Here is a 20,286-nt window from a genome sequence, read left to right as displayed (position 1 = left end):
TACGTTTTGAGAAGTATTTTAATTTTGATGTTTCATAATTTGTCGTTAAAAAGCAAAAAAGTCAATCATAAATCTGTGTTTAAAAATAGTTAACAATAAAATTAAAAGTAATTAATCATATAAAACAATTATTTATTTAAAATAAGCCATAAAAATCAAATGATACAATTAAATATATATTGATTTTAATTACGTATCGTTTTAATTTGAATGTATCAACACTTGGGATAAGTGAGGGAACAATGAATAATCAACAACAAATCTTTGATCAAAAGATTGAAAAGGATATTTCCATAGAGCCGAAGGACTGGATGCCAGATGCTTATCGTAAGACCTTGATTCGTCAGATCGGTCAGCACGCGCACTCTGAAGTGGTGGGCATGTTGCCGGAAGGCAACTGGATTACCCGTGCACCGACCTTGAAACGTAAAGCCGTGCTGATGGCGAAAGTCCAAGATGAAGCCGGTCATGCTTTGTATCTGTACAGTGCTGCAGAAACCTTGGGTGCGGATCGTGACGACATGATGGATAAACTGATTGCCGGTCGCATGAAATATTCTTCAATTTTTAACTATCCAACCCTGAGCTGGGCCGATGTTGCAGCGATTGGCTGGCTGGTAGATGGTGCAGCGATTGTCAATCAGGTTGCGCTTTGCCGTACGTCTTATGGTCCTTATGCACGTGCCATGGTGCGCGTCTGCAAGGAAGAGAGTTTCCATCAGCGTCAGGGCTTTGAAGCCATGATGCAATTGGCCAATGGTACGCCGGAACAAAAGCAATTGGCACAGGATGCCGTGAACCGTTTCTGGTGGCCAGCACTGATGATGTTTGGTCCAAGTGATGATAATTCACCGAACAGTGCACAAAGTATGCAGTGGAAAGTTAAATTATTCAGCAACGATGAGCTACGTCAGAAATTTGTTGATAACACTGTGTCGCAAGTCTTGCAGTTGGGTTTAACCGTTCCCGATCCAGACCTCCAATTTAATGAAGACACAGGACATTACCAATTCGGTGAAATCAATTGGGATGAGTTCTTTGCGATTCTTGCAGGCAAGGGACCTTGTAACCATGAGCGTATCGAAGCACGCCGCAAAGCTTGGGAAGGCGGCAAGTGGGTACGTGATTCAGCAGCAGTCTATGCGCAGAAACAGCAGCAACAGTCAGCAGCACAAAAAGTTGCTTAAAACAGTTTGATCAATATAGGGAAATTTGCTCATGAATAACAAAAATAACTGGTCACTTTATGAAGTGTTTGTGCGTAGTAAACAGGGTCTGAGTCACCGTCATGTCGGCAGCCTGCGTGCACCAGATGAGGAAGTCGCACTTCAAAATGCCCGCGATGTTTATACTCGCCGCAATGAAGGCATCAGTATCTGGGTGGTGAAATCTGAATTGATTACTTCTTCACAGCCAGATGAAAAAGCAGAATTTTTTGAACCGGCTTTGGACAAGGTTTATCGCCATCCGACCTTTTATAATATTCCAGCTGGCATCGAGCACATGTAAAGGGAAAGGTGAAAATTATGACAAATCAAGTATTGGCAGAATTTCTTTTACATGTGGGTGACAGTCAACTGATCCTGTCACATCGTTTGGCAGAGTGGTGCGGTCATGCACCTGAACTGGAGCTGGATATTGCCTTAGCCAATATTGGGCTGGATTTGCTCGGTCAGGCACGTACCGCACTCAGTCTGGCCGGTGAAGTGGAAGGACAAGGCCGTGATGAAGACAAACTGGCTTATTTCCGCACAGAGCGTGAATACCGTAATTTACTGCTGTGCGAACAGCCGAATGGTGACTTTGCCCAGACCTTAGTACGCCAGTGGCTGATGGATCACTACCACGCTTTATTGTTTAGCGCCTTAAGTGCAAGTCAGCATGCAGAACTAGCTGCCTTTGCAGTGAAGTCGCTGAAAGAAGTGAAATATCACCAGCGTTTTTCAACCACCTGGATGGAGCGCCTAAGTTTAGGTACAGCAGAAGCCCACGAGAAAACCCAGCAAGGTTTAAACCAGTTATGGCGTTTTACCGAAGAGCTTTTTGTCCTGACGGCAGCTGAAAAACAACTAGTCGATACCGGTGTAATTCCGAATATTGAAAACTTAAAAGTCCAGTGGCTGGAAACAATTACAGCCGAGTTAACTCGATTTGAACTCACCCTACCAGAGCTGGGTGCTTATCGGAGTGGGGCTAAACAGGGTTTACATACAGAGCATCTCGGTTTTGTTTTGGCCGAACTGCAATATATGCAGCGCTCATATCCAAACATGAACTGGTAATTCGGCACAATCACAGGGAGTGAGTCGCATGAATCTGATTAGACACGTAGAAGATCAATGTTGGGACGTTTTGCAGCAGGTTTCTGATCCAGAGATTCCAGTATTATCGGTGATTGATCTGGGCATGATTCGTGGCGTCGAGCTGAATCAGCAGGATGAAATTGTGGTGCGACTCACGCCGACCTATAGCGGCTGTCCGGCCACGGATTTATTAAAAGCAGAAATTACCCAGGCTTTCGAGGCGAACGGTTTGACGCCAGTCAAAGTGATTGTCGATCTGTCTGAAGCTTGGACCACGGACTGGATGAGTGAATCGGGCAAACACAAATTACAGCAGTATGGTATTGCCCCGCCGCAAGGCCAGTCACATAGCTGCGGCACGCATGTCGCTTTAACAGATGGCATTACCTGTCCACAGTGCTTAAGTAATAACAGCAAATTATTAAGTGAATTTGGTTCGACCGCCTGTAAAGCTTTATATCAATGTCGGGACTGCTTAGAAACTTTTGACTATTTCAAATGTATTTAATTGTAACGATTGCGCGGTGGGCAGGGTAAACCAATAACAAGCCTGAACACCGCCACCTAAAAGAAGGATTTTGCCATGAGCCAATTTATACCATTAACCATTAAATCGATTCAGCCACAAACCGAGCAGGCGATCTGCATTGCCTTTGATCTCGCACCTGAGCAGTTTGATGCTTTCCAATATCAGCCAGGTCAGCATCTCACCATCCGCCATTTAAGCGATGACGGCGAGCTGCGCCGCTGTTACTCAATCTGCAGTGATACTCAGGAAGATATGAGTATTGCGATTAAAAAAATTGATCAGGGTCAGTTCTCGAGCTGGGCCAATGCAAATTTAAAAGCCGGTGATGTGCTGGAAGTGATGCCTCCGCAAGGGGTGTTCTTTCAAAAAGCAGCCAAGGCAGGCGGTCAACATTATTTAGGTTTTGCAGCAGGCAGTGGCATTACCCCGATCTTATCCATTGTGAAGTCGGTTTTAAACCGTCAGTCGGAAGCCACATTTACCCTGGTGTATGGCAATCGTTCTTGGAAACAGACCATGTTTTCTGAACAGATCATGGATCTGAAAGATCGTTTTAAAGAGCGTCTGCAACTGGTAAATATTTTTTCCCGTGAATTGAATGATAGCGAGATTTTTAACGGGCGTATCAACGCAGATAAATTGCAGCAGCTGTTTCAGGCCAATCTGATTTCTGCTGAAGCCGATCACTGTTTTGCCTGTGGCCCTGAAGAAATGATGACGGCGGTGGAAACTGTATTACCGACTTGGGGAATTCAGCGCAGCAAGATTCATACCGAACGTTTTAATACCGGTACTGCACCACGAGCAACCGCACAGCAGATGGAAAGCCGCAGTGAAGAACGCGTCAATATCATCCTCGATGGTCGCGAGTTGATTGTGGAAGTCTCCAAACAGGATGACAGTATTTTAGATGCTGCGCTACGTGCCGGAGCGGACTTACCTTATGCCTGTAAGGGCGGTGTTTGTGCGACTTGTAAATGTAAGGTGCTGGAAGGTCAGGTCGAAATGGCAGTCAACTACAGCCTGGAAGAAGACGAAATCCAGAAAGGTTATGTGCTGAGCTGTCAGGCACGTCCGACCACAGCCAATGTACGTCTGAGTTTTGATGAATAAAAGCTGAATTTACAGCACTGAGAACAGCAGGAGTTCAAGGATGACCTACATTAAAACCAGCTCACCCAAGCCAGGTGTAGTACTGATTGAGCTGAATCGCCCGGAAAAGCGTAATGCCTTAAACAATGCGACCTTGCAAGGTATTGCAGACTGTTTACAGGAATTGGAAACTGATGCTGCCGTGAAAGCCGTGGTCATCACCGGAAATACGCAATGCTTTGCTGCCGGTGCTGATTTAAATGAGCTGGCACAGTTAGACGTGGTCAGCATCCAGCAGGATCAGCGGCCACTGCTGTGGAAAAAAATTGATGAATTTTCCAAACCTTTAATCATGGCCGTGAATGGTTATGCTCTTGGTGCAGGTTTCGAGTTGGCCTTGCATGGTGACATGGTGCTGACCGGAGAAAATGCCCAATTTGCCTTGCCTGAAATTGGTTTAGGGATGCTACCGGGCGCCGGTGGCACACAGCGTCTGGCACGTTTAGTCGGACAGCAATTGACGATGCGCTGGGCCATGACCGGTGAAATGATTTCAGCCCAGACCGCATTGCAACATGGCATTAGCAGCCAGATCTGTCCGGCAGGACTGACCGTGCAATACGCACTGGAACTGGCAGAAAAAATTGCCAAGCAGGCACCGCTGGCCATTCGCGCCATCAAGCAATCTTTAAAGTCGATTCATGAAGTGACTTTAAGTCAGGGATTGAAATTGGAACGTCAGCATTTTGTCTGGTTGGCGGCGACCCAAGATCGCCAGGAAGGCATCAATGCATTTTTACAAAAAAGAAAACCAGAATTTAGAGGTGTGTAATGGATTATCAAACAATTATTGTCGAAGAAAAAAATGCAGTGGGCTACCTGACCTTTAACCGTCCAAAACAGCTCAACAGCTTTAATGAAACCATGCATCAGGAAGTCTCCAAGGTCATCAAGGCCTGGGCCAAAGACAGCCAGATTCGTGCCGTAGTGATTTCAGCTGAAGGCCGTGGTTTCTGTGCCGGTCAGGATTTGAATGATCGTGTGGTCGATCCAAATGCCGATGCACCGGACTTAGGTCTGTCGATTGAAAAATATTACAACCCTTTAATCAAACTGATTACTGAAATGCCAAAACCGGTGATTTGTGCGGTAAATGGTGTGGCGGCAGGGGCAGGCGCCAATATCGCCTTGGCGTGTGACATTGTAGTGGCAGCAAAATCTGCTTCCTTTATTCAGGCCTTCTGCCGTCTTGGCTTAGTGCCAGATTCAGGCGGTACTTGGTTCCTACCGCGTCTGGTCGGGCGTGCTCAGGCAATGGGTCTGGCGATGCTCGGTGATAAAATTCCGGCTGAGCGCGCAGTACAGCTCGGCATGATCTGGCAGGTGGTTGAAGATGAGCAACTGCAAGTGGAAGCGAAAAAACTGGCCGAGCATTTGGCCAAGCAACCGACTTATGGCCTGTCACTAATCAAAAAAGCCATTCATGCCGCAGCCGACAATAATCTTGATCAGCAGCTCATTCTGGAGCGTGACCTGCAACGTCTGGCTGGACGTTCAAGCGATTATAAAGAAGGTGTACAAGCCTTTATGCAGAAACGTACCCCTGAATATAAAGGATGCTAAATCATGCAACAGATCAATTTGGAACACGTCAAAGTTGCTGTGATCGGTGCTGGAACCATGGGCATCGGGATTGCGCAACTGGCGGCCATGCACGGGCATCCGACTTATGTGTTTGACCTCGATCGCAGCAAAGTTCAGAGTGCCTTAACTGCTTTAGAGGCACAGCTCAGTAAGCGCGTACAGAATGGCAAAATGACCCAGCAATTGCTGGAAAGTACTTTCGCCAATCTGATTGTGGCAGAGGATATTCAGCAGCTTGCCGATGCGGGCTTAATTATTGAAGCCATTGTCGAAAAGAAAGAAGTGAAACAAAACCTGTTTCAACAGCTTGCTGCCATTTGCACGGAACAGACGATTTTTGCTTCCAATACCTCATCGATTTCGATTACCGCAATTGCCTCGGCTATTCCGAATCCGGAACGGGTGATTGGGCTGCATTTCTTTAATCCGGCCCCCGTGATGAAACTGGTCGAGATTATCCGCGGACTGAAAACCTCAGAAACTATTGCAGATGCTGTATTTGAGCTAATGAAGGGCTGGAACAAAGTTCCAGTCAGAGCCAAATCTACCCCGGGTTTTATCGTCAATCGTGTCGCGCGACCGTATTATGCCGAAGCCTTTCGCGCCCTGCAGGAAAAATCCACTACACCGGAACAGCTCGATTACATCATGCGCGAATGTGGCCGCTTTGCCATGGGACCGTGCGAACTCACGGATCTGATTGGTCAGGATGTGAATTTCTCGGTCACGCAAAGTGTTTATCAGGAGTTTTTCTATGAGCCACGCTACCGCCCATCCTTGATTCAAAAAGAACTGGTCGATGCCGGCTGTTACGGCCGCAAGTCTGGACAGGGTTTTTATGATTACGCTCAGGCCAAGCCTGCACCAGTGTATGAATTGCCAGTGTGTTATGCCAAGTTGCTGAATAAGCTCAAAGTCACGGTAAAAGGTGAATGGCTGCATTCATTAGCACTGATTGAACGTTTAAAACAGGCATCTCATGTGGAACTGAGTTTTCAGGTAGCAGAACAGAATGAAATCCTGATTGGTGATCTTTCCTTGCGTTTATCGCTTGGAGAGTCGGTTGAACTGGCTTATCCGCATGACCCGGTGGTGTTGATGGACTGGCATGCAGACTGGAGCAATGCTAAGGCGATTCCAGTGGTGGCATCACCGGCTTGTAGTGAAGAACAGCGTCAAGCGGCAGAACTATTCCTAATAGGTATGAATGTGATACCAATTTGGTCTAAGGACCATCCAGGTCTTTATGTTATACGTAGTATCGCCATGCTGGTGAATGAAGCGTGTGAAGCCGTTTTGCATGATATTGCATCAGAACAAGATATTGATTCTGCTATGAAATATGGTGTGAATTATCCTTGTGGTCCATTTGATTGGGCAGATAGAATTGGATATTACACAATTTTACAAATTTTAGAAAATATGTATCATGTTTATGGTGAAGATCGCTATAGAACTAGTATATATTTAGCAAAGAAAGCGGTGCAGGGACATGCACAGAAAACTCAGCAGCAACCATTACGCGTCGCGGGCTAAAAGGAAGAATCATGGAACAGGTTTATATTTTTGATGGAATACGCACCCCGATCGGACGCTACGCCGGTGGACTGAGCAGTATCCGTAGCGATGATCTGGCAGCGCTACCGATTCAATATCTCAAAGATCAGTATCCTGCATTGCCATGGGCAGAACTGGACGAAGTCATTTTAGGCTGTGCCAATCAGGCCGGTGAAGATAACCGTAATGTGGCTCGTATGGCGGCTTTACTCGCAGGACTACCTGAATCTGTTCCAGCGCTCACCGTGAACCGCTTATGTGCCTCAGGTCTGGATGCCATTGGACTGGGAACACGTGCTATCAAATCGGGTGAAGCACAATTTATTTTGGCTGGTGGGGTAGAATCCATGAGCCGTGCCCCTTTTGTGCAGTCTAAGCCAACCACGGCCTTCAGCCGTACGCCAGAAATTTATGACACGACGATTGGCTGGCGTTTTATCAATCCAAAATTTAAAGCGCAGTTTGGCGTCGACAGCATGCCGGAAACTGCAGAGCACGTGGCCGAGAAATACCAGATTAGCCGTGCAGATCAAGATTTATTTGCCTATCACAGCCAGCAGAAAACAGCAGTAGCACAGCAGAAAGGTATTTTTGCCGAAGAAATTCTGCCGGTAGAGGTCAAAGGTTCGAAGAAAACTACCCTGACCATTTCCCAAGATGAGCACCCACGTGCAGAGACGACACTGGACAATCTGTCAGCCTTAAAAACACCATTTCGTAAAGAAGGTGGTTCAGTCACCGCCGGTAATGCTTCGGGTGTCAATGATGGTGCAGCTTGCGTATTACTCGGGAATCAGCAGTTTGCCGAGCAGTATGGTTTACGTCCGAAAGCCAAAGTGATCGGGACAGCCAGTGCCGGTGTTGAAGCTAAATATATGGGCATTGGACCGGTGCCAGCCGTGCAGAAAGTCTTGAAGCAGACTGGCCTAAGTCTGGAACAGATGGATGTGATTGAACTGAATGAAGCTTTTGCCGCGCAGTCACTGGCAGTGATTCGTGAACTGGGTCTACAAGATGATGATTCAAGAATTAACCCGAATGGTGGTGCAATCGCTTTGGGTCATCCTTTAGGTATGAGTGGCACTCGTCTGGTGATTACCGCCATGCATGAACTAAAACGTCGTAATGGAAAATATGCCCTCTGTACCATGTGTGTTGGTGTAGGACAGGGAGTTGCACTGATTCTAGAAAATATGGATTAACAACATCATTCTATTAATGAAATAAATCGTGGTCAGGATGACTGCGTCAGGAGTAAGAATATGAATAACAATGCAATGGAAAAAATTGAAACAGTATCGGTTGATGAGTTACGCAGTGTCCAGCTTCAGCGTATGAAAAATACCCTGCAGCATGCTTATCAGAACAGTCCGGTTTATAAAAAGAAATTTGATGATGCTGGTGTGCATCCGGATGATTTGAAATCACTGGAAGACCTGGCTAAATTCCCGTTTACCACCAAACAGGATTTACGCGATAACTATCCCTTTGGCATGTTCGCTGTTCCACAGGAACAGATTGTACGTGTGCACGCATCTTCTGGCACCACTGGCCAGCCTACAGTGGTTGGTTATACTCAGAACGATATTAATGTTTGGTCTGACGTGGTGGCGCGTTCTCTTCGAGCAGCCGGTTTGACTAGCAAGGATATCATTCAGGTGTCTTATGGTTATGGCCTGTTTACTGGCGGTTTAGGTGCCCATTATGGCGTTGAACGCTTAGGCGCAACCGTGATCCCGATGTCAGGTGGACAGACGGAACGTCAGGCTCAGCTAATTCATGACTTTAAGCCGACTGCATTGATGGTCACCCCATCTTACTGTCTGAATATTATTGAGGCGCTTGAGAAAAAATTTGGAACCGCTAAAAACTGTTCGATTAAAACCGGTGTATTTGGTGCAGAGCCATGGAGCAATGAAATGCGCAAGGAGATTGAAGAACGCCTGGGCATTAATGCATTGGATATTTATGGTCTGTCAGAAGTCATGGGACCCGGCGTGGCGATGGAATGTCTGGAATCTAAAGATGGTCCAACCATCTGGGAAGATCATTTCTATCCTGAAATCATTCACCCTGAAACAGGTGAAGTGTTGGCAGACGGTGAGTTGGGGGAGCTGGTCTTTACCACCATTACCAAAGAAGGCATGCCGGTGATTCGTTATCGTACCCGTGACTTAACCCGTTTATTACCAGGCACGGCACGTACCATGCGCCGAATGGATAAAATTGTCGGGCGTAGTGATGACATGATGATTATCCGTGGTGTGAATGTATTCCCATCCCAGATTGAAGAACAGATTTTACAGATCCAGCAACTCATCCCTAACTACCAAATCCATATTTGTAAACATGGACATATGGATACGTTGCATATCCGTACCGAAATGCGTAAAGATAGTAGTGATATTATGGCGCATCAGCTGGCGACTCAGCTTAAGGGCCAGATTAAAACTATGGTGGGTATTAGTGTGAGTGTGGAAGTGTTACCAGAAGGCAGTCTGCCACGCTCTGAAGGTAAGGCACAACGTGTGTTTGATATCCGCAAGTCTGCATGAAGTTCTATTGGATGATAACCAAATGGTCTATCATCCAGTCTTTAAAAGGTAAAGTTAAACGAAATGAATCTGAAATTAAAACAAATAATCGATGACTTTATTCGCAATGAAGCACTGAGCGGGACTTCATTAATCATGACTATCTTTGGTGATTGTATTTTTCACCGCGGTGGTATTATCAGTCTTGCCAGCTTAATTCAGTTAATGGACGTATTTGGTTTTAACGAGAGATCCGTTCGTACTGCCGTGTTTCGCCTGGTTCAAAATGGCTGGCTGGTCTCGGAAAAAATTGGCCGCACCAGTTATTACCGGGTGACTGAAAGCAGCCGCCAGCGCTTCATTATGGCGGACCAAAAAATTTACAGTTTTACTCATCAGGAATGGGACCAGAAATGGGATCTGGTGCTGCTGAGTTCGGTTGAACTGGAAAATAAATTGCTACTCAAAAAAGAACTGGAATGGCTAGGTTTTGCCAATATTGCCACCAATGTCATGGCCTACCCGGGTTGTGATCACCACAAACTGCAAAACTTGCTATTAAATTTAAAAATGACAGAGCAGGTGGTGGTATTTAAGGCAGAAGCTTTACTGTTATGGCAAGAATCTTATCCAACCGTGAAACGCATGGTAGAAACGAATTGGCCGGTTCAAGAGTTGCATCAGCGTTATGAAAAATTCATCGGTGTGTTTAGAGAGTTCTTTCATTTAGTCGAAAATGAAGATGAGCTCGATCCGGTACAGGCTTTTCAACTGCGAATTTTACTGATTCATCAATATCGTCGCATTTTATTAAAGGATCCAAACCTGCCATTTGAATTATTGCCATCAAACTGGTTATCCATCAATGCTCGAAACTTAAGCAGTAACTTGTATCAAACAGTGGTGGCTGCGGGTGAAGAATTCTTTATGGATATCGCACGAACTTCAGAAGGCTCCATGCCGCCTGTACATCCGCAGTTTTATAAACGCTTTGGTGGTTTGCGGCAGGAAGAAATTAGCTATTAAAGCAATCAGATTTTAAAGGAATAAAACGATGCCTTGTTATGCCATAGATGGTGTGATCCCTGTTGTCAGTCCTCAAGCTTATGTTCATCCGACTGCGGTGCTGATTGGTGATGTCGTGATTGAGGCCGGGGTCTATATTGGTCCTTTCGCGGCCTTAAGAGCCGATTTTGGTGGAATTCGTATTCAAAAAAATGCCAATGTTCAAGACTCATGCACCATACATGGTTTTCCAGACAGTGTGACCTTAGTGGAAGAATATGGTCATATTGGACATGGCGCAATTTTACATGGCTGTATTATTCGCAAAAATGTGCTGGTGGGAATGAACAGTGTCATTCTGGATGAAGCAGAAATTGGCGAAAATACTATTATTGGTGCCAATAGCACGGTAAAAGCCAAAGCCAAGATTCCTGAAAATTCACTGGCACTCGGCAGTCCAGCCAAAGTGATCCGTAGCTTGGAGGCTAAAGAAATTGCATGGAAAACTAAGGGTACCGAACAGTATATCCAGCTCTCAGAACGCTGCCTTTCATCTATGCATGAGATTGAGCCTTTGTCAGAAGATTCAGCAGATCGACTTACTTATAAAGAATTTAATGCGGCACATGTATTGAAGGGAAATAGTTAATTTTTCCATGGGAACATTGCTCCGTAAGGCTTTCGGCTTTAACCACTGTTGATCATTCAGCATTGTATGGGGCATCGCGAGAGGTAGGTTTGGTTTAGTTATTGAATTCTATTTTCTCGCTATTTTTAAATAGCAGATGTCAACAGACCCTTGTTAACATAATGGTCGTTACATGAGTCAGAAATGTTAGAACCCATTTAAAGTGTCCACATTCTCATCAATAAAAAGTCTGGTTTATGATGGTTTTCACCATCATAAGCTAAATATAAATATAGATGCTGATCATTATGTCTGATAAATATTTTTATTAAACAAAGAAAGAATTATAAGAAAACACTTAAGAATACTGAGTGATTTATTGGTATTTTCTGATTTCAAATATATACGGAAAGATTTTTTATCATTTCCGACTATTATATTTTTTTGATCTATTTTATTAAACCTCTTTCATAAATCAAAAAACGATCATCCTTTTGCCCGATATTTGTACTCAAGATTTTTTAGCATTCGTGCATAATCTGCGGATAAAATATATCGATTCAAACAAGCTTTCTGAGCCTCAATTCAAGCGATACACCGGCATCTCATGGTCAACCTTCTATTTAAGGGTTGAGCAATTGCAGAAGCATGTTCCAGCTAAAGGCAGACCACCCGAGTTAAGTGTGGAGGATCAGGTTCTGCTCTGTCTGAGCTATTGGCGGGAATACCGAACTTTATTTCACGTTGCTAAGAGTTATGGGGTTTCAGAGCCCACAGTCTTAAGAATTTTCCGTCATGTTGAAGATTGCCTGATTCAGTCCAATCTGTTTAATTTACCGAAGAATTTGCCCAAAGGTGAATGCATAGACTGGAATGTGCTGATCGTGGATGCCACATAAATTCCTATCCAAAGGCTTAAAAAAACAGAAGAAAAGCTATAGCGGCAAGAAAAAGACCCATACCTTTAAAGTACAGGCTATGATTCACTACAAGACTCAGCAAATACTGAGTTTATGTAGCAGTCGAGGTGCAGCAGTGCATGATTTCGAGTTGTTTAAACGAAATTTAAAGCAGATTCCTTTAGGGGTCTTTTATCCTCGCAGATAAAGGCTATCATGGAATTTATACTTTTTATCCCAATAGCCTGTTGCCATTAAAAGCCAAAAGACACTGTAAACTGGGTCCTGAACTCAAACTCTATAATCAGGAGATCAATAAAAGAAGAATCGGAATTGAGCATATATTTGGTAGTCTAAAAACTTTCAATATCTTTGCGGAACGCTATCGAAACAGAGTGAAAAGACTTGGTTTGAGATACAATTTAATTGCCGGAATTCACAACATGGAACTGATTAAAAAATGATTTATGAAAAATTTTTATTATTAAAAATAAATAATTATTGATTAATTTTAGCTAAACAATTTAGAATAAAAATCACACAGTCCCTAGGTGTCATTCAGTACGTGAATCTGCCAGATACCCAGTATTTTTTGTTAGTTTATCCAATTTGCTTAATTCTTATTGGTGCTGTTTTTATTGCTGCTCATCTATGGTTTAAAGCTCCTAAATATTTATTGTGGATGGGGCTGAGTTGTATTTTGCCATCAGTAGCATTAGGTTCACAGACACTGATGACAAATGCACAGCTGAGGCTGACTGCTCCATGGTTTGCACTTTTTTATTTAGGTGGAGCTTGGGCAGTTGTGCATGGAATGCTCTTAAAAGCCAATTCAAAATCCAATATATTTGTAGCCGTCACTCTGATTGTAGTAGGTATGGCTTTGCTTTTATATTTTACGCACTTCGATGAGAAGTTATGGCTACGAATAGTAATCATTAATATTGTGATTTTATGCTTAGAAGCTTTAGCACTTCCAAAAGTATATGAGTTATTTAAAAAAACCTACGCCTTAGAAAAGCTTTTATGTTTTAGTTATGTTCTATTATTTACTTATGGTGTTATTAGAACTTTAATTGTCATCGTATACCTTCAAAATGTGCAATATGTAAACTTAGTAACAACCGAATGGTGGATGATGATGGTTTCTGTAAATCTTCTCCTCAGCCTGTGGTTTGCAATTATAGTTTCGGCTGTAGCGGTAAAAGAAAGGTTTGATATCATTAACGAAGAAAGATTGAGAGATTCTTTAACCAAGCTGTATAACCGTAATGGTTTTTTAGAAAAAACCAAAGACTTGTTTAATGAATTGCAGCACGGTCAAGTTTATCTGGTGATGTGTGATATTGATAATTTTAAGGATATAAATGATACGTGGGGGCATGTGGTCGGGGATAAAATCTTATGTGAAATTGCGGATCTATTAAAATCTAACATTCGGCAAGGTGATATTGCCGGTAGATTTGGCGGAGAAGAATTCATTATATTACTGCAAAGTGCAGATGAAGAATCTTCCTTCGCTTTGGTTGAACGCTTACGCAAAACGATTGAAGATCACTTTTTTATTAATCATATTCGAGTTACTGCAAGTTTTGGGGCAGCCAGAATAGATGCAGATTCCCAGTTAATGAGTGCTCTAGAAATAGCAGATAAACGTTTATACAATGCTAAAAATAATGGCCGAAATAGAGTTTGTTTTAATTAAATTTTTTAGAAAGAGATGAATTCAGGTTGTGCTTTTTAGATTGTGTGAAAGAGGGGTATTTTAACTCAAATTGAATTGTTTAATTGATGGTAAGCATACAGTGAAGCATCACTTTTTTGTGAGCTAAACATCTTCCCATATTGTCCATTATTAAACTGTATGGAAACGATCCATACGTCTATTTAAGGGATTTGCTAAAAATCCTGTCAACCTAGAAAATGAGCCAGATTGACATCTTTATTGGTGAGAATATAGATACTTTAAATGGATTCTAATACCAAAAAAATAGTATTAAATTTCAAAAACTTACTCTATAAAAATGGACGTAAACCCTCAAATCGGATTTTAAACCCCCTTTTGATATCTTTTGCCTAGATTATAACGCTTCTACGCTTCTGGATCTGAAAAAGATCCATAATTTCTGCGGATAACCATAGGACAAATTTTAGGCATCGTTGTACGCTTTGGCTCACACCAATCTCGTCCCTTTGCTGCTGGTTGAGATATGAGAAATTTCCTATGATGAAGCCATAGAGAACAGGCTGTTCCAAATAACAAGAATAAGAAAGATCGCACAAGGATTGGCAGGTACGACAGGAGTTATACCAAGCGAACCAAATATTAAAAACCCTGGCAGGATGCCGGGGTTTTTTATTGCCTATTTTTACTTTAAATAAGGTTATATGAGCGTTAGGAAATGAATTAGAGTCACGGCTGAACCAATTTGATAATTACTGATTTACAAATATTCTTGTAACTAAGATCTAGTTAAGTGCTTTTTTGATTTTATCCACCATTTTTTGGGCAGTCTTATGGTCATCAAAATCAATATTTATAATTCCTTTATTTCCCTGATTATTGGGTAAGCTTTTAACAATTAGTGAAAAATTGTCCGTTTCATTGGTGACAATTTCTACTGAAACAATATAAGCAGTATTAAGGAAAAAATCTTTTTTTAGTTCAATTAGCATTTTTATTCTCGAGAAAAATTTTAAGAAATCTTTATAACATATTAATTCAGAAAAGATTAATTTATGATATTTTTCAACAATTCATGACTCTTCAATGCTAAAAAGTCTACCTGTTACTGAGTTTGAGAGTTTCATAACGAATTAGTAAAACATTAAGAACTAATATAAATTATTATGGAAATATTAAATTTATGTCTTTTAGGTCAAGCTATGGAAATAACTATAATTATTGTAATCTTAGCTATTATTGCGGTTCTACTGATCATCTTCTATAAAAAGAAAAAGTGAGATATGAATAGCCAACGATTTGGTAGGTACTTTAGTTTGCTATGCAGACTGCCACACTCATAGAAGAAAAAACAGTTAGTACGTAGGATATTCTTCGTCTCATTATATATTATTGATGAATATCATTTCAATCAAAGAGCCGGACCAATGAATTGAGGAAGCTATAGAAGAAGATAAAGAGGTTAATAAAATACTAATAGGCTACAAGCTATTTTCACACCTTATGAATGACTCGGAATTTGCCGAATAAATTACAAAATCAGCACTGAGTTCTAATGATAGAAAATATAAAAATTTCAAAATTAAAGTCACTGCTGATGAGTACCAATTACACTTTAAATAACCATTTTTTGATATGGTTTGAGTTGATGAATAACACAAGTCAAGTCAAAATGTAAGTTCAAATACTAAGCCAAGAACTATTGATATTTTTGATTCTAAAGGACACATGATAGGCAGAGCTACACCTCAACAAGGTATAGAATTTCTATATTTTAATTAATTCAAATTTATGATTATCCCGATACGAGGATTGGCCATTTGTGGCATCTGTAACATTAATTAGGGGATCAAGAACTGCCAAAACTATAGTTGAGGACATTGAATTCTATTTGTCTAAGCGTTAAAAATAATCAGCATCAATTATTAAATTATAAGGAAAAATATGTCAAATCTCGAAGATCCACGGGTTTTGTTTGCTCTGGAGCGCACAGCTTTGGCGTGGAACCGAAGTGGTTTGGCTCTGATCGGCTTTGGTTTTGTGATTGAAAAATCAAATCTATTGATTCAGTTGGTAGATCCTGTGAAGTACCAACATAAGATTGTATATAGTCAATGGTTGGGTATTGCTGTGATTGTCTTTGGTATGCTGATTAGTCTGGCATCGATTCAGCAATACCGTACCGGACTGAAATCATTAACCCATACAGAGTTTTTGCCTGATTATCACACCCAGCATCCCGTTTGGCTTAACCTGTTTACTTTGCTGACAGGACTTCTGCTGATCATTTCTTTTTGGATACATTGATTGTTTAAACCGCACAGTACAGTTGATATAAGGTTTGCATAAGAGTAAGCACTTTAGGATCAGAGACCTGATAGAAAATCTGTTTACCTTCACGACGAGTGCTGACCATGTCTGCTTTTCTCAGTACAGTCAATTGTTGTGACAAGGTCGGTTGCTGGATTTCAGTGCGTAGTTCAATTTGCTGTACATTGAGTTCACTTTCAACCAGGACACACAGAATTTTAAGACGATCCGGGTTTGACAAAACTTTCAGACAATCACTGACAAGATCGACTTGTGAAAAGTCTATTCGCGATTTTAACTGAGCAGTGTTCATGAATGCCTCCTAATAACCAATAATGAGATACAAAATAATCAGTACTTCTACTTGAATATTTTTATTTATTATATAATATAAAATTATATATTGTAAATGAGTAGATTTACTATGCATGATTTTCTCATCGCATTTTTAGGTGGATTACTGCTTGGCGTAGCTGTGGTCGGTTACCTGTATGTGCATGGTCGTATCGCAGGCATCAGTGGCTTAATCGGACAGGTGCTGAATCCTAAAACGATGTTTAAAACACCTGCGATCTGGTTCATGGCGGGCTTAATCGCGGTGCCATTTATCTATGGAGTGTTTGTTCAGCCAGAAATTGAATTGAATGCGAGTCCGCTGATGATGATCATTGCGGGTCTCTTGGTCGGCTTTGGTACGCGCTTAGGTTCAGGCTGTACCAGCGGTCATGGCATTTGCGGGATCAGTCGTTTGTCTAAACGTTCCATCGTGGCCACCATGAGTTTCATGTTTGCTGGTTTTGTCACTGTTTATATGATTCGCCATATTACAGGAGTTTTCTAAATGAAAAATTTGCTCGCTTTTATTTTTGGTGGTTTGTTTTCTGTAGGGCTGATGCTATCTGGCATGTCGAATCCGGAAAAAGTGCTCGACTTTCTGGACTTATTTGGTGATTGGGATGCCAGTCTGGCCTTTGTGATGATGGGGGCAATTGCCGTGGCATTTATTCCATTTCAAAAAGCCATACGTTCTGTAGCACCGAAAACCGTATTTAATGAACCTATTGTATTGCCCACCAGTCAAAAACTTGACCCACGTTTAATCATTGGCAGCCTGTTGTTTGGTATCGGCTGGGGGATTGCTGGGGTATGTCCAGCACCAAGTTTCACCTTGATCGGCCTGGGGCATTACCAGGTCTTCTATTTTATTATCGCGATGTTGATTGGCGTATTGCTGCACCGTAAATGGGCTGGAGAATAATCATGGCAAAACACCCACTGGTACAGGATTTTTTTGACGAGGCGACCAATACCTTCAGTTACGTGGTATCCGATCCAATGACAAAGCGCTGTGCCATCATTGACAGTGTGCTGGATTATGATGCGGCATCTGCAAGCACTTCAACCACACAGGCAGATCGTATCATTGCCTATGTTAAAGCACAGGCTTTAGAAGTGGAATGGATTTTGGAAACCCATGTTCATGCAGATCATCTGACTGCAGCCCAATATCTGAAACAGGAACTGGGCGGAAAAATTGCAATCAGCCAGAAAATCGCTGTGGTGCAGGAAACCTTTGCTGCAATCTATCATCTGGATCTCAAGCAGGTGAATGCCAATCAGCCATTCGATCATTTATTTGAAGATGGTGAACATTTTAAAATCGGTGAGCTGGATGTTTATAACATACCAACACCGGGGCATACGCCTGCTTGCCTGAGCTATGTGGTTGAAGATGCAGTTTTTGTCGGCGACACGCTGTTTATGCCGGACTATGGTACAGCACGTTGTGATTTTCCAAAGGGCAGTGCACCTATCCTGTATGACTCAGTACAGAAGCTGTTTGAACTACCAGAGCATACACGGATCTTCCTGTGTCATGACTATCTGCCTGAGTCACGTCATGCGTATCAGTGTGAAACCACTATTCAGATGCAGAAACAGCATAATATTCATGTACATAATGGTGTCAGTAAAACCGATTTTGTGGAAATGCGTCAGCAGCGTGATGCCGGACTGGGCATGCCGAAGCTGATCCTGCCTTCGATTCAAATCAATATGAAGGGTGGACAGTTCCCAATCCCCGAGGAAAATGGCGTGTCTTATCTGAAGCTTCCTCTAAACTACTTTAAAAAGTAAAAATATTTAAAATTAAACAAGAGCATTCATCTCTTGTTTAATTTTTATCACTAAATAAATTAAAAACTCCGCTGTTAATGTTAAATTTACTTTATATTTAAAGATTAAATAAATTTAATGACCATGATATTGATAACAAAAGAGATTAAATAATGCGCCATTCTTATCATATTGAAAAACATTATTTTGAGCGTGCCGGCTGGCTTCGGGCGGCGGTACTCGGAGCGAATGATGGAATTATTTCTGTAACAAGTTTAGTCGTTGGGGTCGCGGCCAGTGGCGCTTCATCTCCTGTTATATTAGTGTCTTGTGTTGCTGGGTTAATATCAGGCGCAGCCTCGATGGCTGCTGGGGAATATATTTCTGTAAAATCTCAACAAGATATTGAAAAAAATGATCTTGATATGGAATCGCGTGAGCTACAACGCCATCCTGAACATGAATTACAAGAATTAAAAAATATTTATATACAGCGTGGACTACAACCCACTTTAGCCCTAGAAGTCGCTCAACAACTTACGGCCCATAATGCTTTAGATGCTCATGCCCGTGATGAAATTGGAATCTCAGATCACACATCTGCACAGCCCCTTATTGCAGCATTTTCTTCTGCTGTAGCCTTTTCTGTAGGCTCATTATTTCCTTTAATCTCAATTCTACTTCTGCCTGAACAATATTTAGATAAAGGTGTCATGCTGATTGGGGTATTAAGCCTCGGAATTATGGGTGCATTGGCCAGTTATGCCGGTGGGGCGAGTATTTGGAGAGGTTCTGTTCGGGTTATGATTTGGGGAATTGTCGCTATGTTATTCAGTGCTTGGATCGGCTCATTATTTCATGTTGATGTGAACTAAGATATCTTTTGTATATAAATACAATGAATGGCAATGTTGAATGAACCTGTCTAATTCTTTTTGCTCATTTCAGATAGTAACTCGAGTTGTATTTCTTGTATTTCAGCCAGTCGATCCCACTGATGCATTAAAAGATGATCGAATTTTTCATGTAAATGTTGAATTTCAAGCTCGGCTTTTAAGTTAATTTGATAATCATTTTGTGAACGCAATCTATCTTTTGCTTCTTGTCTATTTTGACTCATCATGATTACTGGTGCTTGAATAGCCGCTATACAGGACAGGATTAGATTTAACAGGATAAAAGGATAAGGATCAGCAGGATGTGAGACCATCACCACCGTATTCACAATAATCCAAATTGCTAAAAAAATAGCAAAACAAATCAGAAAGGACCAACTTCCCCCAAAAGACGCAATTTTATCTGCCAGTCTTTCCCCAAAAGTCCAGTTTTGATCTAGCTTGGTTTCAACATTTTTTGTGATGAGTTCCTGCTGTTGCATACTGTTAATCACTTCATACTCAAGATCAGTCACTTCACCTTTTTCAGACTTTAACAATGAATGAACATACTTTATTCGATATTTGGTTAAATCAGCCTGGCAAATATAACTTTGAGGTGACCATTCTGGAAAATCCTGTGAAATTGCTTCTGTAATGGCTTTGCGTACTGTGCCCATCGGAATGAGATTTTTTATAGGATAATATTTTCCACAAACCATGCATTTATAACATTTATTTTTTTCATTCATGAGGCCTTTGTATCCTTGAATTAACCGAGGAATCTAACAGTCTAATAGTTTTACAACTTGATAAGCTTTAGATTACGTTAGGCGTTGATCACAGACTTCTTGCAAGACTGACACCGTTCAATTTCTTTATACGATAGAGACACCAAGGTAATGCCCCCCGCAAATAATTGGACTTAAAAGTAGAAAATCGAATACCCTTGATTTAAGGAGATTTTCTATGAAAATATCTAAATATTCAGACAGCTTAATTATGAGTATTTTGAAACAAGCTGAAGCAGGAACACCTGTTCCAAACCTTTGCCGTGAGCATGGAATGAGCACCGCAACTTTCTATAAGTGGAAGTCTAAATATGGCGGAA

General features: G+C 41.8%; 25 protein-coding genes and 1 pseudogene. 23 read left to right on the top strand and 3 right to left on the bottom strand.

The annotated features are described in order from the left end of the window. Positions 1–242: 242 nt before the first annotated feature. The 16 genes from paaA to E0H81_RS09215 all read left to right on the top strand — a co-directional run bounded on the left by paaA (position 243) and on the right by E0H81_RS09215 (position 13,896). Complete coding sequence (gene paaA, locus E0H81_RS09290; protein ID WP_131318386.1) at positions 243–1,187, top strand: 1,2-phenylacetyl-CoA epoxidase subunit PaaA; 945 nt, start codon at positions 243–245, stop codon at positions 1,185–1,187. A 31-nt stretch (positions 1,188–1,218) separates the two neighbouring features. Continuing rightward, positions 1,219–1,509, top strand: coding sequence for a 1,2-phenylacetyl-CoA epoxidase subunit PaaB (paaB, locus tag E0H81_RS09285; RefSeq protein ID WP_004279183.1), 291 nt, complete (start codon positions 1,219–1,221; stop codon positions 1,507–1,509). 17 nt (positions 1,510–1,526) lie between these two features. Beyond that, the gene (gene paaC / locus E0H81_RS09280; RefSeq protein WP_131318384.1) at positions 1,527–2,282 is read left to right on the top strand and encodes a 1,2-phenylacetyl-CoA epoxidase subunit PaaC; all 756 of its coding nucleotides are present in this window, start codon (positions 1,527–1,529) and stop codon (positions 2,280–2,282) included. Between the two features lie 28 nt (positions 2,283–2,310). After that, positions 2,311–2,811 carry a 1,2-phenylacetyl-CoA epoxidase subunit PaaD gene (gene paaD / locus E0H81_RS09275; RefSeq protein ID WP_131269247.1) on the top strand — a complete coding sequence of 167 codons (501 nt, stop codon included), beginning with the start codon at positions 2,311–2,313 and terminating at the stop codon, positions 2,809–2,811. 75 nt (positions 2,812–2,886) lie between these two features. Then, positions 2,887–3,945, top strand: a complete 1,059-nt coding sequence (locus E0H81_RS09270; RefSeq protein WP_131318382.1) for a 2Fe-2S iron-sulfur cluster-binding protein — start codon at positions 2,887–2,889, stop codon at positions 3,943–3,945. Between the two features lie 40 nt (positions 3,946–3,985). Beyond that, positions 3,986–4,756, top strand: coding sequence for an enoyl-CoA hydratase-related protein (locus tag E0H81_RS09265; RefSeq protein ID WP_131318380.1), 771 nt, complete (start codon positions 3,986–3,988; stop codon positions 4,754–4,756). Further along, complete coding sequence (paaG, locus tag E0H81_RS09260; protein WP_131318378.1) at positions 4,756–5,547, top strand: 2-(1,2-epoxy-1,2-dihydrophenyl)acetyl-CoA isomerase PaaG; 792 nt, start codon at positions 4,756–4,758, stop codon at positions 5,545–5,547. Before E0H81_RS09265 ends, paaG begins: the two co-directional genes overlap by 1 nt. 3 nt (positions 5,548–5,550) lie before the next feature. Further along, positions 5,551–7,104: a 3-hydroxyacyl-CoA dehydrogenase gene (locus E0H81_RS09255; RefSeq protein WP_131318376.1), complete on the top strand. Its 1,554-nt coding sequence runs from the start codon at positions 5,551–5,553 to the stop codon at positions 7,102–7,104. Positions 7,105–7,115: 11 nt separating this feature from the next. Beyond that, entirely contained in the window at positions 7,116–8,327 is a 1,212-nt protein-coding gene (pcaF, locus tag E0H81_RS09250; protein WP_131318374.1) for a 3-oxoadipyl-CoA thiolase, read from the top strand. Between the two features lie 60 nt (positions 8,328–8,387). Beyond that, positions 8,388–9,680 (top strand): phenylacetate--CoA ligase PaaK, encoded by a 1,293-nt coding sequence (gene paaK / locus E0H81_RS09245; protein WP_131269241.1) that lies wholly within the window; start codon positions 8,388–8,390, stop codon positions 9,678–9,680. Between the two features lie 63 nt (positions 9,681–9,743). After that, positions 9,744–10,685 (top strand): phenylacetic acid degradation operon negative regulatory protein PaaX, encoded by a 942-nt coding sequence (gene paaX / locus E0H81_RS09240; RefSeq protein WP_131269240.1) that lies wholly within the window; start codon positions 9,744–9,746, stop codon positions 10,683–10,685. 28 nt (positions 10,686–10,713) lie between these two features. Next, positions 10,714–11,313, top strand: a complete 600-nt coding sequence (locus tag E0H81_RS09235) for a DapH/DapD/GlmU-related protein (protein ID WP_131269239.1) — start codon at positions 10,714–10,716, stop codon at positions 11,311–11,313. Positions 11,314–11,930: 617 nt separating this feature from the next. Then, positions 11,931–12,191, top strand: coding sequence for a helix-turn-helix domain-containing protein (locus tag E0H81_RS15980; protein WP_171458590.1), 261 nt, complete (start codon positions 11,931–11,933; stop codon positions 12,189–12,191). Next, the gene (locus tag E0H81_RS16335) at positions 12,181–12,399 is read left to right on the top strand and encodes a transposase family protein (protein WP_131318370.1); all 219 of its coding nucleotides are present in this window, start codon (positions 12,181–12,183) and stop codon (positions 12,397–12,399) included. The genes E0H81_RS15980 and E0H81_RS16335 overlap by 11 nt, the downstream gene beginning before the upstream one ends. 40 nt (positions 12,400–12,439) lie before the next feature. Further along, a complete protein-coding gene (locus tag E0H81_RS16330; RefSeq protein ID WP_268916193.1) occupies positions 12,440–12,655 on the top strand; it encodes a transposase family protein in 216 nt (71 codons plus the stop codon). Positions 12,656–12,756: 101 nt separating this feature from the next. Further along, the gene (locus E0H81_RS09215) at positions 12,757–13,896 is read left to right on the top strand and encodes a GGDEF domain-containing protein (protein WP_244926527.1); all 1,140 of its coding nucleotides are present in this window, start codon (positions 12,757–12,759) and stop codon (positions 13,894–13,896) included. Between the two features lie 764 nt (positions 13,897–14,660). Here E0H81_RS09215 and E0H81_RS09210 read toward each other — a convergent pair. Beyond that, on the bottom strand, positions 14,661–14,867 hold the full coding sequence (locus E0H81_RS09210) for a hypothetical protein (protein WP_131269236.1): 207 nt from the start codon (positions 14,865–14,867) through the stop codon (positions 14,661–14,663). Positions 14,868–15,306: 439 nt separating this feature from the next. On the opposite strand from E0H81_RS09210, the pseudogene E0H81_RS16185 reads away from it, so the two are divergent. Next, positions 15,307–15,498: pseudogene (locus E0H81_RS16185) on the top strand (hypothetical protein). A 321-nt stretch (positions 15,499–15,819) separates the two neighbouring features. Then, positions 15,820–16,182, top strand: coding sequence for a YidH family protein (locus E0H81_RS09195; protein ID WP_131269234.1), 363 nt, complete (start codon positions 15,820–15,822; stop codon positions 16,180–16,182). Positions 16,183–16,186: 4 nt separating this feature from the next. Here the strand turns inward: E0H81_RS09195 and E0H81_RS09190 are convergent, their stop codons facing one another. After that, on the bottom strand, positions 16,187–16,498 hold the full coding sequence (locus E0H81_RS09190) for an ArsR/SmtB family transcription factor (RefSeq protein ID WP_131269233.1): 312 nt from the start codon (positions 16,496–16,498) through the stop codon (positions 16,187–16,189). A gap of 111 nt (positions 16,499–16,609) precedes the next feature. On the opposite strand from E0H81_RS09190, the gene E0H81_RS09185 reads away from it, so the two are divergent. From E0H81_RS09185 to E0H81_RS09170, 4 genes are all read left to right on the top strand, one after another. After that, on the top strand, positions 16,610–17,026 hold the full coding sequence (locus E0H81_RS09185) for a YeeE/YedE family protein (protein ID WP_131318366.1): 417 nt from the start codon (positions 16,610–16,612) through the stop codon (positions 17,024–17,026). Next, positions 17,027–17,443 (top strand): YeeE/YedE family protein, encoded by a 417-nt coding sequence (locus E0H81_RS09180; protein ID WP_131269231.1) that lies wholly within the window; start codon positions 17,027–17,029, stop codon positions 17,441–17,443. A 2-nt stretch (positions 17,444–17,445) separates the two neighbouring features. Further along, positions 17,446–18,321 (top strand): MBL fold metallo-hydrolase, encoded by an 876-nt coding sequence (locus tag E0H81_RS09175; RefSeq protein WP_131269230.1) that lies wholly within the window; start codon positions 17,446–17,448, stop codon positions 18,319–18,321. A gap of 152 nt (positions 18,322–18,473) precedes the next feature. Beyond that, positions 18,474–19,175 carry a VIT1/CCC1 transporter family protein gene (locus E0H81_RS09170; RefSeq protein ID WP_131269229.1) on the top strand — a complete coding sequence of 234 codons (702 nt, stop codon included), beginning with the start codon at positions 18,474–18,476 and terminating at the stop codon, positions 19,173–19,175. A gap of 50 nt (positions 19,176–19,225) precedes the next feature. On the opposite strand, the gene E0H81_RS09165 is transcribed toward E0H81_RS09170, so the two are convergent. Continuing rightward, the gene (locus E0H81_RS09165; protein ID WP_131269228.1) at positions 19,226–19,927 is read right to left on the bottom strand and encodes a DUF1003 domain-containing protein; all 702 of its coding nucleotides are present in this window, start codon (positions 19,925–19,927) and stop codon (positions 19,226–19,228) included. A gap of 217 nt (positions 19,928–20,144) precedes the next feature. On the opposite strand from E0H81_RS09165, the gene E0H81_RS09160 reads away from it, so the two are divergent. After that, the coding region (locus E0H81_RS09160) for a transposase (RefSeq protein WP_165492612.1) at positions 20,145–20,286 on the top strand (142 nt) is incomplete at its 3' end.

Origin of the sequence: Acinetobacter terrestris, from assembly GCF_004331155.1 — a bacterium.
GTDB classification, from domain to species: Bacteria; Pseudomonadota; Gammaproteobacteria; order Pseudomonadales; family Moraxellaceae; genus Acinetobacter; species Acinetobacter terrestris.
The sequence above is the reverse complement of the archived record's forward strand: the minus strand, read 5'-3'. Positions and strand labels throughout refer to the sequence as shown.